Origin of the sequence: Pseudomonas sp. Au-Pse12 (assembly GCF_021341665.1) — a bacterium.
Lineage (GTDB): Bacteria > Pseudomonadota > Gammaproteobacteria > Pseudomonadales > Pseudomonadaceae > Aquipseudomonas.
This window is the reverse complement of the sequence record NZ_JAJTTH010000002.1, coordinates 539,366-555,282: the sequence shown is the minus strand read 5'-3', so window position 1 is coordinate 555,282 and position 15,917 is coordinate 539,366. Positions and strand designations below refer to the sequence as shown.

Annotated in this window: 11 protein-coding genes; 9 read left to right on the top strand and 2 right to left on the bottom strand. The window is 62.7% G+C overall.

Annotation, left to right across the window (positions count from 1 at the left end):
- Positions 1-8: 8 nt before the first annotated feature.
- Entirely contained in the window at positions 9-1,499 is a 1,491-nt protein-coding gene (locus LXM55_RS07125; RefSeq protein WP_233319742.1) for a leucyl aminopeptidase, read from the bottom strand.
- 306 nt (positions 1,500-1,805) lie between these two features.
- On the opposite strand from LXM55_RS07125, the gene lptF reads away from it, so the two are divergent.
- From lptF to pdxJ, 8 genes are all read left to right on the top strand, one after another.
- Positions 1,806-2,924 (top strand): LPS export ABC transporter permease LptF, encoded by a 1,119-nt coding sequence (gene lptF, locus LXM55_RS07120; RefSeq protein ID WP_233319741.1) that lies wholly within the window; start codon positions 1,806-1,808, stop codon positions 2,922-2,924.
- The gene (gene lptG, locus LXM55_RS07115) at positions 2,917-3,978 is read left to right on the top strand and encodes an LPS export ABC transporter permease LptG (protein ID WP_233319740.1); all 1,062 of its coding nucleotides are present in this window, start codon (positions 2,917-2,919) and stop codon (positions 3,976-3,978) included. Before lptF ends, lptG begins: the two co-directional genes overlap by 8 nt.
- A 167-nt stretch (positions 3,979-4,145) precedes the next feature.
- The gene (gene lepA / locus LXM55_RS07110; RefSeq protein ID WP_233319739.1) at positions 4,146-5,945 is read left to right on the top strand and encodes a translation elongation factor 4; all 1,800 of its coding nucleotides are present in this window, start codon (positions 4,146-4,148) and stop codon (positions 5,943-5,945) included.
- Positions 5,946-5,950: 5 nt separating this feature from the next.
- Entirely contained in the window at positions 5,951-6,805 is an 855-nt protein-coding gene (gene lepB / locus LXM55_RS07105) for a signal peptidase I (RefSeq protein ID WP_047284039.1), read from the top strand.
- A gap of 216 nt (positions 6,806-7,021) precedes the next feature.
- Positions 7,022-7,711 (top strand): ribonuclease III, encoded by a 690-nt coding sequence (gene rnc, locus LXM55_RS07100; protein WP_011059421.1) that lies wholly within the window; start codon positions 7,022-7,024, stop codon positions 7,709-7,711.
- Positions 7,704-8,606, top strand: coding sequence for a GTPase Era (gene era, locus LXM55_RS07095; protein ID WP_233319738.1), 903 nt, complete (start codon positions 7,704-7,706; stop codon positions 8,604-8,606). Before rnc ends, era begins: the two co-directional genes overlap by 8 nt.
- A 118-nt stretch (positions 8,607-8,724) precedes the next feature.
- The gene (gene recO / locus LXM55_RS07090) at positions 8,725-9,414 is read left to right on the top strand and encodes a DNA repair protein RecO (RefSeq protein ID WP_060837669.1); all 690 of its coding nucleotides are present in this window, start codon (positions 8,725-8,727) and stop codon (positions 9,412-9,414) included.
- A 49-nt stretch (positions 9,415-9,463) separates the two neighbouring features.
- Positions 9,464-10,210 carry a pyridoxine 5'-phosphate synthase gene (pdxJ, locus tag LXM55_RS07085; RefSeq protein WP_233319737.1) on the top strand — a complete coding sequence of 249 codons (747 nt, stop codon included), beginning with the start codon at positions 9,464-9,466 and terminating at the stop codon, positions 10,208-10,210.
- A gap of 58 nt (positions 10,211-10,268) precedes the next feature.
- Here the strand turns inward: pdxJ and mltF are convergent, their stop codons facing one another.
- Positions 10,269-11,729 (bottom strand): membrane-bound lytic murein transglycosylase MltF, encoded by a 1,461-nt coding sequence (gene mltF, locus LXM55_RS07080; protein ID WP_233319736.1) that lies wholly within the window; start codon positions 11,727-11,729, stop codon positions 10,269-10,271.
- Between the two features lie 287 nt (positions 11,730-12,016).
- Here mltF and purL point away from each other — a divergent pair, with 287 nt between their 5' ends.
- On the top strand, positions 12,017-15,913 hold the full coding sequence (gene purL / locus LXM55_RS07075; protein ID WP_233319735.1) for a phosphoribosylformylglycinamidine synthase: 3,897 nt from the start codon (positions 12,017-12,019) through the stop codon (positions 15,911-15,913).
- The last annotated feature ends 4 nt before the right edge of the window (positions 15,914-15,917 follow it).

Genomic DNA, 15,917 nt, shown 5'->3' with positions numbered 1-15,917 from the left:
CATGGTTTTCAGGCTTTGGCGCGGTCCAGCAGGTATTGGGTCAGCAGGGGAACCGGACGGCCGGTGGCGCCCTTGTCCTTGCCGCCGCTGGTCCAGGCGGTGCCGGCGATGTCCAGGTGCGCCCAGTTGAGGTTCTTGGTGAAGCGCGAGAGGAAGCAGGCGGCGGTGATGGTGCCGGCCTTTGGCCCGCCGATGTTGGCGATGTCGGCGAACGGGCTGTCCAGCTGCTCCTGGTATTCGTCGAACAGCGGCAGTTGCCAGGCGCGGTCATCAGCTTGCCGGCCGGCGTTGAGCAGTTGCTCGATCAGCTCGTCGTTGTTGCCCAGCAAGCCCGAAGTATGGGAACCCAGGGCCACGATGCAAGCGCCGGTGAGGGTGGCGATGTCGATCACCGCTTGAGGCTTGAAGCGTTCGGCGTAGGTCAGGGCATCGCACAGCACCAGGCGGCCTTCGGCGTCGGTGTTGAGGATTTCCACGGTCTGGCCGCTCATGGTGGTGACGATGTCGCCAGGACGGGACGCACCACCGCTGGGCATGTTTTCGGCGCAGGCGAGGATGCACACCAGGTTGATCGGCAACTTGAGCTCCAGCACGGCACGCAGGGTGCCAAACACGCTGGCGGCGCCGCCCATGTCGTACTTCATTTCATCCATGCCGGCGCCCGGCTTGAGGCTGATGCCGCCAGTGTCGAAGGTGATGCCCTTGCCCACCAGGGCGAATGGCTTCTCGGACTTCTTGCCGCCGTTGTACTGCATGACGATCAGGCGTGGCGGCTGGTCGCTGCCCTGGCCCACGGCATAGAACGAGCCCATGCCCAGTTCCTTGATCTTCTTCTCGTCGAGGACTTCGACTTTCAGGCCCTTGAACTCTTTACCCAGGGCCTTGGCCTGTTCGCCGAGGAAGGTCGGGTGGCAGACGTTCGGCGGCAGGTTGCCCAGGTCGCGAGTGAAGGCCATGCCGTTGGCGATTGCCTGGGCGTGGGTCACGCCGCGCTGGACTTCAGCCTCGGCGGCCTTGATGGTCAGCAGGGTGATTTTCTTCAGGGCGCGGGGTTCGGCCTTCTGGCTCTTGTAGCGGTCGAAGACATAGCCGCCGTCCACCAGGGTTTCCGCCAGCAGGCGGGTCTTGCCGTAGCTGTCGCGGCCCTTGACCACGACTTCGTCCAGGGCCAGCACCGCGTCGCTGCCGCCCAGGCCCTTGAGAGTGCTCAGTACGCCACTGATGATCTTGCGGAACGGGCGGTCGCCCAGTTCGCCTTCCTTGCCGGTGCCGACCAGCAGCACGCGTTCGGCCTTGAGCTTGGCCACGCCGTGCAGCAGCAGGCTCTGGCCGACCTTGCCGGCCAGGTCGCCGCGCTTGAGTACCGCGCTGATGGCGCCGCCGCTGAGTTCGTCAAGTTGCTTGGCAACGTTGCCGAGCTTGCGGCCTTCGCCGACGGCGACGACCAGGGTGGCGGTCTTCAACGTTTCCGGGCTAACGCTTTTTACAACCAGTTCCATGTCTGGGTCCCTGAATAAATGGTCAAAGAGCGCAGGAAGGCGTCCTGCGCCGAGCTTGTCTATATAGAAGAAGACGCCGCGTGCTGCCGACGACAAAGCCGCCAGTTTGAACCTCGCCGGTCGCGGCTGACAACCCTCGTATCGGCCAAGTTCGCCGCATTAGAGCGCCGCTTGAGCATCCTCCGTGACAGGCGCGCGCAATCACAGGATAATGCGCCATCTTTTTTCGGCGGCCCTGCGTCTGGGGCCGGCTCGATACGTTTGCTTGTTTGGCCGCCTTAGCCTGACAACCCTGGAGTGTCTGGTTTGATCGTCTTTCGTTATCTGTCCCGCGAAATCCTGTTGACCTTGAGTGCCGTGAGCGCGGTATTGCTGGTCATCATCATGAGCGGGCGCTTCGTCAAGTTTCTCGCGCAAGCCGCCTCGGGAGCCCTGGATCCGGGCTCGCTGTTCCTGATCATGGGCTTTCGCCTGCCGGGCTTTCTGCAACTGATCCTGCCCCTGGGACTGTTCCTCGGCATTCTGTTGGCGTATGGCCGGCTCTACCTCGAAAGCGAGATGACCGTGCTGTCGGCCACCGGCATGAGCCAGCAACGGCTTCTGGGCATGACCATGATTCCGGCGGCCCTGGTGGCCCTGGTGGTGGCCTGGTTGAGCCTGAGCCTGGCGCCGCAAGGCGCCAACCAGTTCCAGTTGCTGCTGAACAAGCAGGACGCCCTGACCGAATTCGACACCCTGGTGGCCGGGCGCTTCCAGGCGCTCAACGACGGTACCCGGGTGACCTACACCGAGCAGCTGTCCGAAGACCGGAGCAACCTGGCCGGGGTGTTCATTTCCGAGAAGCGCCTGGGGCAGCAGAAAAAGGACGAAGGCATTTCGGTGCTGGTGGCCGAGAAGGGGCACCAGGACATTCGTCCGGACGGCAATCGCTACCTGATCCTGGAAAATGGTTATCGCTATGACGGCAACCCGGGCGAGGCCAACTACCGGGTGATCAAGTACGACACCTACGGCGTGCTGCTGGAGCGGCCGGACGTCAGCGACGAAGTCACCGATCGCGACGCCATGCCGACCCGCGACCTGATCGGCAAGGACGACCTGCGCGCGCGCGCTGAGCTGCAATGGCGCCTGTCCCTGCCGTTGCTGGTGTTTATCGTGACGCTGATGGCGGTGCCGTTGTCCCGGGTCAACCCGCGTCAGGGCCGCTTCCTCAAGCTGATCCCGGCGATCCTGCTCTACATGGCCTACCTGACCATCCTCATCGCGGTGCGCGGCGCCCTGGAAAAAGGCAAGATTTCCCCGGCCCTGGGGCTGTGGTGGGTGCATGCACTGTTTCTGTTGGTTGGCCTCGGCTTGATGTATTGGGAGCCGATGCGTTTGAAAATGGCGAGTCGTCGCAGCGTGAAGGAGATGGCTCGTGGTTAAGCTCGATCGCTACATTGGTAGCAGTGTGTTCATGGCTATTCTGGCGGTCCTGGGGATCATCCTCGGGCTGGCTTCGCTGTTCGCCTTCATCGATGAGATGGGCAGTGTCAGCGATACCTATACCGTGATGGACGTGATGAGCTATGTGGTCCTCACCGCCCCGCGTCGGGTCTACGAAATGCTGCCGATGGCGGCGCTGATCGGCTGCCTGATCGGCCTGGGAACCCTGGCCAGCAACAGCGAACTGACCATCATGCGCGCCGCCGGCGTGTCGGTCGGGCGTATCGTCTGGGCGGTCATGAAGCCCATGCTGGTGTTGATGCTGGTGGGCGTACTTGTGGGCGAATACGTGGCTCCGGCCACCGAGACCCAGGCCCAGGCAAGCCGCGCCCTGGCGCAGGGTTCCGGTGATGCCCAGAGCTCCAAGCACGGCCTGTGGCACCGTCAGGGCGATGAATTCATCCATATCAACGCCGTGCAGCCCAACGGCCTGCTCTACGGCGTGACCCGCTATCACTTCGATGACCAGCGTCACATGCTGTCGTCGAGCTTTGCCCGTCAGGCGCGTTTCCATGAGAACTACTGGCAACTGACGGATGTCACCACCACCTATTTCCGTGACGGGCATACCGAAGTCATCAGCGTGCCCGACGAACGTTGGGACGTGGCATTGAGCCCGCAATTGCTGAGCACCGTGGTCATGGCGCCGGAGGCCCTGTCGATCAGCGGCCTGTGGGGCTACATCCACTACCTGGCCGATCAGGGCCTGAACAATGGCCGCTACTGGCTGGCGTTCTGGGTCAAGGTTCTGCAGCCACTGGTCACGGCAGCGCTGGTGCTGATGGCGATTTCCTTCATCTTCGGCCCGCTGCGTTCGGTGACCCTCGGTCAGCGGGTATTCACCGGGGTGCTGGTGGGGTTCACCTTCCGTATCGCCCAGGACCTGCTGGGCCCTTCGAGCCTGGTGTTCGGTTTTTCGCCGCTGTTTGCGGTGCTGGTGCCGGCAGGTATTTGTGCCGTGGCCGGCTTCTGGCTGCTGCGTCGAGCGGGCTGAACCAGCGGCTTTGCCCGATTTTTACCCAGCGCCCCGGTCCTAGGATCGGGGCGTTTTTGCATTTGACAAACGCTGAAAGGCGAACGTGACGCTTGTGCCGAGTATCAGGTACAATTCCCGGCTATTTTTCGGCGGGCCATGCCTGCAGCCTTTTTGAGTGTTCATCCGTGAGTGATTTGAGTCATATCCGCAATTTCTCCATCATCGCCCACATTGACCATGGCAAGTCGACTCTGGCCGATCGCTTCATCCAGATGTGCGGCGGCCTGGCCGAGCGCGAAATGGAAGCCCAGGTTCTGGACTCCATGGACCTTGAGCGTGAGCGCGGGATCACCATCAAGGCCCACAGCGTCACCCTCTATTACAAAGCCAAAGATGGCATTACCTACCAGCTGAACTTCATCGATACCCCGGGCCACGTGGACTTCACCTACGAAGTCAGCCGTTCCCTGGCGGCCTGTGAAGGCGCACTGCTGGTGGTGGATGCTGGCCAGGGCGTTGAAGCCCAGTCGGTTGCCAACTGCTACACCGCCATCGAGCAAGGCCTGGAAGTGATGCCGGTGCTGAACAAGATCGACCTGCCACAGGCCGATCCGGAGCGGGTCAAGGAAGAGATCGAGAAGATCATCGGTATCGATGCCACCGACGCCGTGACCTGCAGCGCCAAGACCGGCCTGGGCGTGGACGAGGTGCTCGAACGCCTGGTGACCACCATTCCGGCGCCGACCGGCAACATTGAAGACCCGCTGCAAGCGCTGATCATCGACTCCTGGTTCGACAACTACCTGGGCGTTGTGTCCCTGGTGCGTGTGCGTCACGGCCGGGTGAAGAAGGGCGACAAGATCCTGGTCAAGTCCACCGGCAAGATCCACCTGGTGGACAGCGTCGGTGTATTCAACCCGAAACACACCGCGACATCGGACCTCAAGGCTGGTGAAGTGGGCTTCATCATCGCCGGTATCAAGGACATTCACGGGGCGCCGGTGGGTGACACCCTGACCCTGAGCTCGACCCCTGATGTTGAAGTGCTGCCGGGTTTCAAACGCATCCAGCCGCAGGTCTACGCCGGCCTGTTCCCGGTCAGCTCCGACGACTTCGAGGATTTCCGCGAAGCGTTGCAGAAGCTCACCCTGAACGACTCATCGCTGCAGTACACCCCGGAAAGCTCCGATGCCCTGGGCTTCGGCTTCCGTTGCGGATTCCTCGGCATGTTGCACATGGAAATCATCCAGGAGCGCCTGGAGCGCGAGTACGACCTGGACCTGATCACCACCGCGCCGACGGTAATCTTCGAGCTGCAGTTGAAGAATGGCGAGACGATCTACGTCGACAACCCGTCCAAGCTTCCGGACCTGTCGGCGATCGAAGACATGCGCGAGCCGATCGTGCGGGCCAATATTCTTGTGCCGCAAGAGCACCTGGGCAACGTCATAACCCTGTGCATCGAGAAACGCGGTGTGCAGCATGACATGCTGTTCCTCGGCAGCCAGGTCCAGGTGACCTACGATCTGCCGATGAACGAAGTGGTCCTGGACTTCTTCGACCGTCTGAAATCCACCAGCCGCGGCTATGCTTCGCTGGATTACCATTTCGATCGCTACCAGTCGGCTAATCTGGTGAAGCTGGATGTGCTGATCAACGGTGAGAAAGTCGACGCCCTGGCGCTGATCGTGCACCGTGACAACGCCCACTACAAAGGGCGTGCGTTGACTGAAAAGATGAAAGAACTGATTCCTCGGCAGATGTTTGACGTGGCAATCCAGGCCGCCATCGGCGGGCAGATTGTGGCGCGGACAACCGTCAAGGCCCTCAGAAAGAACGTACTGGCCAAATGCTACGGTGGTGACGTTAGCCGTAAGCGCAAGCTGTTGGAAAAGCAGAAGGCCGGTAAGAAACGCATGAAGCAAGTGGGCAACGTGGAAATTCCACAAGAAGCCTTCCTTGCCGTGCTCAGGTTGGATAGTTAGGTCCTATGTCACTAAATTTCCCGCTGTTGCTGGTCATCGCTGTCTTCGTTTGCGGTCTCTTGGCGTTGCTCGACCTGGTGTTTCTGGCGCCGCGTCGGCGTGCTGCCATTGCCAACTATCAGGGCAGCGTCAGCCAGCCGGACGGGCTGGTGGTCGAGAAGCTGAGCAAGGAACCGCTGCTGGTTGAATACGGCAAGTCGTTCTTTCCGGTGCTGTTCATCGTCCTGGTGCTGCGTTCGTTCCTGGTGGAACCGTTCCAGATTCCATCGGGCTCGATGAAGCCGACCCTGGATGTGGGCGACTTCATCCTGGTGAACAAGTTTTCCTACGGGATCCGCCTGCCGGTGATCGACAAGAAAGTCATCGAAGTCGGTGATCCGCAGCGTGGCGATGTGATGGTGTTCCGCTACCCAAGCGACCCGAACGTCAACTACATCAAGCGTGTAGTGGGCCTGCCGGGTGATGAAGTGCGCTACACCAGCGACAAGCACCTGTTCGTCAACGGCCAGCCGGTGGCGGAGCAGTTGGTCGGGGCTGAGCCCGGCACCTTGGGCAGCGCCGAGCTGTACAAGGAAAAACTCGGCGCCGCCGAGCACCTGATCCGCAAGGAAATGAGCCGTTACCGGGCAACGCCGGACGGGCGCTGGGTCGTGCCGGCCGGGCACTACTTCATGATGGGCGACAACCGCGACAACTCTAACGACAGTCGCTACTGGGACGATCCAAGTATTCCCAAAGACCTGCTGGGCATGGTTCCCGACAAGAATATCGTCGGCAAGGCCTTCGCAGTCTGGATGAGCTGGCCCGAACCGAAACTCAGCCACCTGCCGAACTTCTCGCGGGTTGGCCTGATCAAGTAATCACACACGGCGCTGTTGAACACAGCGCCGAATGCTTTTCTGGCTCTTGTATAAAACGGCCTGGCTTTCAGGCAGCCCGTAACAGGTTTGTGGCCAGCAGCATGCAGTCAACGATATTCAGGATGTGGATTTGAACACAGCGTTAATTGCTCCCCGCACCTTGTGCGCGGCCCCTGGGATGGCGAGTTTCGGCAACGAAACCAGCGTGGGTAAACCGTGAGCGTTTCTTTGAGCCGTCTCGAGCGTCAGCTCGGTTATTCCTTCAAGGACCAGGAGCTGATGCTGCTGGCCCTCACTCACCGCAGCTTTGCCGGGCGCAACAACGAACGCCTGGAGTTTCTCGGTGATGCCATTCTCAACTTCGTGGCCGGCGAGGCGCTGTTCGAGCGTTTCCCCCAGGCCCGCGAAGGCCAGTTGTCGCGTTTGCGCGCGCGCCTGGTCAAAGGTGAAACACTGGCGGTGCTGGCCCGTGGTTTCGACCTGGGCGAGTACCTGCGCCTGGGTTCCGGCGAATTGAAGAGCGGCGGTTTCCGTCGTGAGTCGATCCTCGCCGATGCCCTGGAAGCCCTGATTGGTGCGATCTACCTGGACGCCGGCATGGAAACCGCCCGTGACCGCGTACTGTCCTGGCTGGCCTCGGAATTCGAGAGCCTGACCCTGGTGGACACCAACAAGGACCCCAAGACCCGGCTGCAGGAATTCCTCCAGTCCCGTGCCTGCGAACTGCCACGCTATGAAGTGGTGGATATCCAGGGCGAGCCGCACTGCCGGACATTCTTCGTTGAATGTGAAGTCACCTTATTGAATGAAAAAAGCCGAGGTCAGGGTGTGAGCCGTCGTATTGCCGAACAGGTAGCGGCCGCCGCAGCACTGATTGCCCTGGGCGTGGAGAATGGCCATGACTGATTCAACCGCAACACGCTGTGGCTATGTCGCCATCGTCGGCCGCCCCAACGTGGGCAAGTCGACGCTGCTCAACCACATCCTCGGCCAGAAGCTGGCGATCACCTCGCGCAAGCCCCAGACCACTCGCCACAACATGCTCGGGATCAAGACCGAAGGCACCATCCAGGCGATCTACGTCGACACCCCCGGCATGCACAAGAGCAACGAGAAGGCGCTGAACCGCTACATGAACAAGACCGCTTCGGCGGCGTTGAAAGACGTCGACGTGGTGATTTTCGTGGTCGACCGCACCAAGTGGACCGATGAGGACCAGCTGGTGCTGGAGCGTGTGCAGTACGTGCAGGGCCCGGTGATCCTGGCGATCAACAAGACCGACCGCATCGAGGACAAGGCCGAGCTGATGCCGCACCTGACCTGGCTGCAGGAGCAACTGCCGAACGCCGAGATCGTGCCGGTCTCCGCCCAGCAGGGGCACAACCTCGAAGCCCTGGAAGGCCTGATCGCCAAGCACCTGCCGGAGAACGACCACTTCTTCCCGGAAGACCAGATCACCGATCGCAGCAGCCGCTTCCTCGCCGCCGAACTGGTGCGCGAGAAGATCATGCGTCAGCTGGGTGCCGAGCTGCCGTACCAGATCACCGTGGAAATCGAAGAGTTCAAGCAGCAGGGCAAGACTCTGCACATCCACGCGTTGATCCTCGTCGAGCGTGACGGTCAGAAGAAAATCATCATTGGCGACAAGGGTGAGCGGATCAAGCGCATCGGCATGGAAGCGCGCAAGGACATGGAGCTGCTGTTCGACTCCAAGGTCATGCTCAACCTCTGGGTCAAGGTCAAGGGGGGCTGGTCCGATGACGAGCGCGCCTTGCGTTCCCTGGGCTACGGCGACCTCTGAGACCTTTCGCCGGCCAGCCGGCTCCTACAACACCCTGTAGGAGCCGGCTGGCCGGCGAACAGCTTCACCCCCTTCTCCGGACCCGGTTCCCTCTCTGCCCCTGAGATCCCCCGCAACCATGTCCAGCAACGCCCCTGTCGGCCAGCTCGCTTACGTTTTGCACAGTCGCGCCTACCGTGAGAGCAGCGCTCTGGTGGATTTCCTCACCCCTCAAGGTCGCCTGCGCGCCGTATTGCGTAATGCTCGGGGCAAGGCAGGAACCCTGGCACGGCCTTTTGTGCCTCTGGAAGTCGAGTTTCGCGGCCGCGGCGAGTTGAAGAACGTCGGGCGCATGGAGAGTGCCGGGATCGCCGCCTGGCTCAATGGCGAGGCGCTGTTCAGCGGCCTGTACCTGAACGAGTTGCTGATTCGCCTGCTGCCCGCGGAAGACCCCCATCCCGCGGTGTTCGACCACTATGCGGCGACCCTGCTGGCCCTGGCCGAAGGCCGTCCCCTGGAGCCCCTGCTACGCGCCTTTGAATGGCGCCTGCTGGACGACCTGGGCTACGGCTTTGCCCTGGACAGCGACATCCATGGCGCGCCGATCGCCGCCGACGGTCTTTATCGGTTGCAGGTGGATGCCGGGCTGGAGCAGGTTTTCCTGTTGCAGCCAGGGCTGTTCAACGGCACCGAGCTGCTGGCCATGGCCGAGGCTGACTGGAGTGCTCCCGGGGCGCTGTCGGCGGCCAAGCGCCTGATGCGCCAGGCCCTGGCGGTGCACCTGGGTGGTCGGCCGTTGGTCAGTCGCGAGTTGTTTCGCAAGCCTTAGTCTCCCCGTATGCTGTGCGCCGAATCTTCATTTATTCAGGAGCGCTTCCGTGACCACCAGCAATCGCATTCTTCTTGGCGTGAACATCGACCACGTTGCCACCCTGCGCCAAGCCCGCGGCACTCGTTACCCGGACCCGGTCAAGGCAGCGCTGGACGCGGAAGAGGCGGGTGCCGACGGCATTACCGTGCACCTGCGCGAAGACCGGCGGCATATCCAGGAGCGCGACGTGCTGCTGCTCAAGGACGTGTTGCAGACCCGCATGAACTTCGAGATGGGCGTCACCGAAGAGATGATGGCGTTTGCCGAGCGCATCCGCCCGGCGCACATCTGCCTGGTGCCGGAAACCCGCCAGGAACTCACCACTGAAGGCGGCCTGGACGTGGCTGGCCAGGAAGCGCGGATCAAGGCGGCGGTAGAGCGTCTGTCGAAGATCGGCTCGCAGGTGTCCCTGTTCATTGACGCCGACGAGCGCCAGATCGAAGCCTCCAAGCGGGTTGGCGCGCCGGCCATCGAATTGCACACCGGGCGTTATGCCGATGCCCAAACGCCGAGCGAAGTGGCTGAAGAGCTGCAGCGCATTGTCGATGGCGTCGCTGTCGGCGTGGCTCAGGGCCTGATCGTCAATGCCGGCCATGGCCTGCATTACCACAACGTTGAAGCGGTGGCGGCAATCAAGGGCATCAACGAACTGAACATCGGCCACGCCCTGGTGGCTCATGCCCTGTTCGTCGGTTTCAAAGGCGCGGTGGCGGAGATGAAGGCCCTGATCCTGGCGGCTGCGGCCAAGGCCTGAAAAGTCTACGCCGGCTATCCGGCTCCTGCCGTAGGAGCCAGATGGCCGGCGAATGCTGTCAGAGGGGTGGATTCTCTTCCGGCGGCTTGGTCTTGTTGACCCCCGGCACGTGCAGGTTGCCCTCGGCGACCTGATCGCCTTCCAGCTGCGGCTGGGTCACCCAGGTCAGGATGTCGTAGTAGCGACGAATGTTGGCGACGAAATGCACCGGCTCGCCGCCACGGGCGTAGCCATAGCGGGTCTTGCTGTACCACTGCTTCTGCGACAGCCGTGGCAGCATCTTCTTGACGTCCAGCCATTTGTTCGGGTTCAGGCCTTCCCTTTCCGCCAGCTTGCGCGCGTCGTCCAGGTGGCCGGTGCCGACATTGTAGGCGGCGAGGGCGAACCAGGTGCGGTCCGGCTCTTCGATCTTGTCGTCCAGTTGTTCCTTGATATAGGCCAGGTACTTGGCGCCGCCGCTGATGCTCTGCTTGGGGTCCAGGCGGTTGGAGACGCCCATGGCCTGGGCGGTGTTCTGGGTCAGCATCATCAGCCCGCGCACACCGGTCTTGGACGTGACCTCGGCCTGCCACATGGACTCCTGATAGCCGACCGCCGCCAGCAGGCGCCAGTCGAGCTTTTCCTGCTTGGCCGAGGCCTTGAAGTGCTTCTCGTACTTGGGCAGGCGCTGTTGCAGGTGTTGAGCAAAGGTGTAGGCGCCGACATAACCGAGCACGTCCACATGGCCGTAGTAACGGTCCTTGAGGCGTTGCAGGGTGCCGTTCTTCTCGACCTTGTCGAGGAAGCTGTTGATCTCGTTGAGCAGGCTGTTGTCGTCGCCGGCGGCCACCGCCCAGCTCTGGCTGCGGGCGTCGCCGAGGTCGAAGGCGACCCTGACGTTGGGGAAGTAGACCTGGTTCATCGCCAGTTCGTTGGAGTCCACCAGGGTCAGGTCGACCTGGCCTTCGTCCACCATGCGCAGCAGGTCGACCACTTCTACAGCGTCCGACTCTTCATATTCGATGCCCGGGTACTTGAGCTTGAGCTCCGCCAGTTGCTCGGCGTGGGTGCTGCCCTTGAGCACCATGATGTGCTTGCCCACCAGGTCTTGCGCGGTAGTGGGGCGCGAGCGGCCGTTGCGATAGATGACCTGGGGCGTGACTTCCAGATAGGGGTGGGAGAACCGCACCTGCTGCTTGCGCTGTTCGCTGCTCACCAGGCCGGCGGCGGCCAGGACCGGGCCCTTGGGTTGGCCCAGCTGGTCGAACAGGTCGTCGAGGTTGTCGGCGGTCTCGATCTTCAGCTCGACCCCCAGATCGTCGGCAAAGCGTTTCACCAGCTCGTATTCGAAGCCGGTTTCACCGTTGCGATCCTGAAAGTAGGTGGCGGGGCTGTTACGGGTGACCACCCGCAGCACACCATCCTCCTTTACGCGCTCAAGCGTGCTGGGTTTTTCAACACAGGCGCCGAGCATCAGGAAGAGTCCGGTTACGATGAGCCACTTGGCGCAGCGCGGACGTAAAGCCATAGGGGAAAACATTGGCGCAGTATACGCAAAGGATAACGACCGCCATATCTCGACAGCGAAGGGCTTGTCTGCTAGCGCCGGGCGAGCCGGGCTGGAGGCCTCAGGAATGGGGCCTGGGCGGCCAATGTGACGATTAAAATAACCGCCGGTAATGACCCTGATGACGCTTTGTTATAGGGCGCCTGGCCCGGGCCGACGTCCGGAGGCGCCCGGGGGTTGCGTTTCGAGTGCCGATGCCAGCGGTTTACGTTAGAATGCACGGCCTCAAAGCACACCCCCTTCCCGAGGCTGTCCCGAAGATGTTGATCCTGCGCGGCGCTCCTGCCCTTTCTGCCTTTCGCCACAGCAAACTCCTTGAGCAACTGAGCCAGAAGGTTCCGGCTGTCAGTGGCCTGTATGCTGAATTCGCTCACTTCGCCGAAGTCACTGGCGTCCTGACCGGCGACGAACAGCAGGTGCTTGCGCGCCTTCTGAAGTACGGCCCCAGCGTTCCGGTACAAGAGCCGACTGGCCGTCTGTTCCTGGTCCTGCCACGTTTCGGCACCATTTCGCCGTGGTCGAGCAAAGCCAGCGATATCGCCCGCAACTGTGGCCTGGCGAAGATCCAGCGCCTGGAGCGCGGCATTGCCTTCTACGTGGCCGGTGAGTTCAGCGATGCCGAGGCGCAGATGATCGCCGACGCGCTGCACGATCGCATGACTCAGATCGTTCTCGGCCACCTGGAGCAGGCCGCCGGCCTGTTCAGCCACGCCGAACCCAAGCCGCTGACCGCCATCGACATCCTCGGCGGCGGCCGTGCCGCGCTGGAAAAAGCCAACAGCGAACTGGGCCTGGCCCTGGCCGAAGACGAAATCGATTACCTGATGAACGCCTTCCAGGGCCTCAAGCGTAATCCCCACGACATCGAACTGATGATGTTCGCCCAGGCCAACTCCGAGCACTGCCGTCACAAGATCTTCAACGCCAGTTGGGATATCGACGGCCAGAGCCAGGAAAAAAGCCTGTTCGGCATGATCAAGAACACCTATCAGATGCACAACGAGGGTGTGCTTTCCGCCTATAAGGACAACGCCGCGGTCATCGTCGGTTCGGTTGCCGGGCGTTTCTACCCGAACCCTGAGACCCGCCAGTACGGCGCGGTGCAGGAGCCGGTGCACATCCTGATGAAGGTCGAGACCCACAACCACCCGACCGCCATCGCGCCGTTCCCGGGGGCCTCCACCGGTTCCGGCGGCGAGATCCGCGACGAAGGCGCCACCGGGCGCGGCGCCAAGCCGAAAGCCGGCCTCACCGGTTTCACCGTATCCAACCTGCAGATCCCGGGCTTTGAACAGCCGTGGGAAGTGCCCTATGGCAAGCCCGAGCGCATCGTCGACGCCCTCGACATCATGATCGAAGGCCCCTTGGGCGGCGCGGCGTTCAACAATGAATTCGGCCGTCCGGCCCTGACCGGCTACTTCCGTACCTTCGAACAGTCCATCACCACCCCGCGTGGCGAAGAGGTTCGGGGCTACCACAAACCGATCATGTTGGCGGGCGGTATGGGCAACATCCGCGCCGAACACGTGCAGAAAGGCGAGATCACCGTCGGCTCCAAGCTGATCGTGCTCGGCGGCCCGGCGATGCTCATCGGCCTGGGCGGCGGCGCCGCTTCCTCCATGGCCACCGGCACCAGCTCGGCGGACCTGGATTTCGCTTCGGTACAGCGTGAAAACCCAGAGATGGAGCGCCGTTGCCAGGAAGTCATCGACCGTTGCTGGCAGCTGGGGGACAACAACCCCATCAGCTTCATCCACGACGTCGGCGCCGGCGGCCTGTCCAACGCCTTCCCGGAACTGGTCAACGACGGCGGCCGTGGCGGTCGCTTCGAACTGCGCAACATCCCCAACGACGAGCCGGGCATGGCCCCGCACGAAATCTGGTCCAACGAATCCCAGGAGCGTTATGTCCTGGCGGTGGGCGCTGCCGATTTCGATCGTTTCAAGGCCATCTGCGAGCGCGAGCGCTGCCCGTTCGCGGTCGTCGGCGAAGCCACTGCCGAGCCACAGCTGACCGTGACCGACAGCCACTTCGGCAACAGCCCGGTGGACATGCCGCTGGAAGTGCTGCTGGGCAAGGCCCCGCGCATGCACCGTTCGGCCGTTCGGGAAAACGAGCTGGGTGACGATTTCGATCCAAGCACCCTGGATATCGCCGAGAGCATCGAGCGCGTCCTGCACCACCCGGCCGTGGCCAGCAAGAGCTTCCTGATCACCATCGGCGACCGCACCATCACCGGCCTCGTGGCCCGTGACCAGATGGTCGGCCCATGGCAGGTGCCGGTGGCCGACGTGGCCGTGACCGCCACCAGCTTCGACGTCTACACCGGTGAAGCCATGGCCATGGGCGAGCGCACGCCGCTGGCCCTGCTGGATGCCCCGGCGTCCGGCCGCATGGCCATTGGCGAAACCCTGACCAACATCGCTGCCTCGCGAATCAGCAAGATCAGCGACATCAAGCTCTCCGCCAACTGGATGTCCGCTGCCGGCCACCCGGGCGAAGACGCGCGCCTGTACGACACCGTCAAGGCGGTGGGCATGGAGCTGTGCCCGGAACTGGGCATCACCATCCCGGTGGGCAAGGACTCGATGTCCATGGCCACCCGCTGGAACGAAGAGGGCGTGGACAAGAGCGTCACCTCGCCGTTGTCGCTGATCGTGACCGGCTTCGCCCCTGTAGCGGACATTCGCCAGACCCTGACCCCGCAACTGCGCATGGACAAGGGCACCACCGACCTGATCCTGATCGACCTCGGTCGCGGGCAGAACCGCATGGGCGCCTCGATCCTCGCCCAGACCCACGGCAAGCTCGGCAAGCAAGCGCCGGACGTCGATGACGCCGAAGACCTGAAAGCCTTCTTCGCGGTGATCCAGGGCCTCAACGCCGACGGTCACCTGCTGGCCTACCACGACCGTTCCGACGGTGGTCTGCTGGTCAGCGCCGTGGAAATGGCCTTCGCCGGTCACTGCGGTCTGAACCTGAGCCTCGACGCTGTCGCGGAAAACGCCGCGGAAATCGCCGCCATCCTGTTCAACGAAGAACTGGGCGCGGTGATCCAGGTGCGTCAGGACGCGACCCCGGATGTGCTGGCGCAGTTCAGCGCCGCCGGCCTGGGCGACTGCGTGGCGGTGATCGGCCAGCCGATCAACAACGGTGAAGTGAGCATCTCCTACAACGGTGAAAGCGTGTTCACCGGCCAGCGCCGCCTGCTGCAACGCCAGTGGGCCGAGACCAGCTACCAGATCCAGCGCCTGCGGGACAACGCCGACTGCGCCGAGCAGGAATTCGACGTGGTGCTGGAAGAAGACAACCCGGGCCTTAGCGTCAAGCTGGGCTTCGACGTCAACCAGGACATCGCCGCGCCTTACATCAAGAAAGGCGTGCGTCCACAGGTGGCGGTGCTGCGTGAGCAGGGCGTCAACGGCCAGGTGGAAATGGCCGCGGCCTTCGACCGCGCCGGCTTCAACGCCATCGACGTGCACATGAGCGATATCCTCGCCGGTCGCGTCGACCTCAACGACTTCAAGGGCATGGTTGCCTGCGGCGGCTTCTCCTACGGCGACGTACTGGGCGCCGGTGAAGGCTGGGCCAAGTCGGCGCTGTTCAACAGCCGCGCGCGGGATGCCTTCCAGGGCTTCTTCGAACGTACCGACAGTTTCACCCTGGGTGTGTGCAACGGTTGCCAGATGATGTCCAACCTGCACGAGCTGATTCCGGGCAGCGAGTTCTGGCCGCACTTCGTGCGCAACCGTTCCGAGCAGTTCGAAGCCCGTGTGGCCATGGTCCAGGTGCAGGAGTCGAACTCGATCTTCCTGCAGGGCATGGCCGGTTCGCGGATGCCGATCGCCATCGCCCACGGCGAAGGCCATGCGGAATTCGAAAGCGAAGAGGCGCTGCTGGAGGCCGATCTGTCCGGCTGCGTGGCCCTGCGTTTCGTCGACAACCACGGCAAGGTCACCGAGCGTTACCCGGCCAACCCGAACGGCTCGCCGCGCGGGATCACCGGCCTGACCAGCCGCGACGGGCGCGTCACCATCATGATGCCGCACCCTGAGCGGGTGTTCCGCGCCGTGCAGAACTCCTGGCGTCCGGATGAGTGGACCGAAGATGCGGCGTGGATGCGCATGTTCCGTAACGCTCGCGTCTGGGTGAACTGAGGCC

What these genes read in the sequence shown, in the direction of transcription:
- mltF (WP_233319736.1), bottom strand. Translation starts at nt 11,729, where the DNA reads ATGTTTTCCCCTATGGCTTTACGTCCGCGCTGCGCCAAGTGGCTCATC.
- era (WP_233319738.1), top strand. Translation starts at nt 7,704, where the DNA reads ATGACTGATTCAACCGCAACACGCTGTGGCTATGTCGCCATCGTCGGC.
- purL (WP_233319735.1), top strand. Translation starts at nt 12,017, where the DNA reads ATGTTGATCCTGCGCGGCGCTCCTGCCCTTTCTGCCTTTCGCCACAGC.
- recO (WP_060837669.1), top strand. Translation starts at nt 8,725, where the DNA reads ATGTCCAGCAACGCCCCTGTCGGCCAGCTCGCTTACGTTTTGCACAGT.
- lepB (WP_047284039.1), top strand. Translation starts at nt 5,951, where the DNA reads ATGTCACTAAATTTCCCGCTGTTGCTGGTCATCGCTGTCTTCGTTTGC.
- LXM55_RS07125 (WP_233319742.1), bottom strand. Translation starts at nt 1,499, where the DNA reads ATGGAACTGGTTGTAAAAAGCGTTAGCCCGGAAACGTTGAAGACCGCC.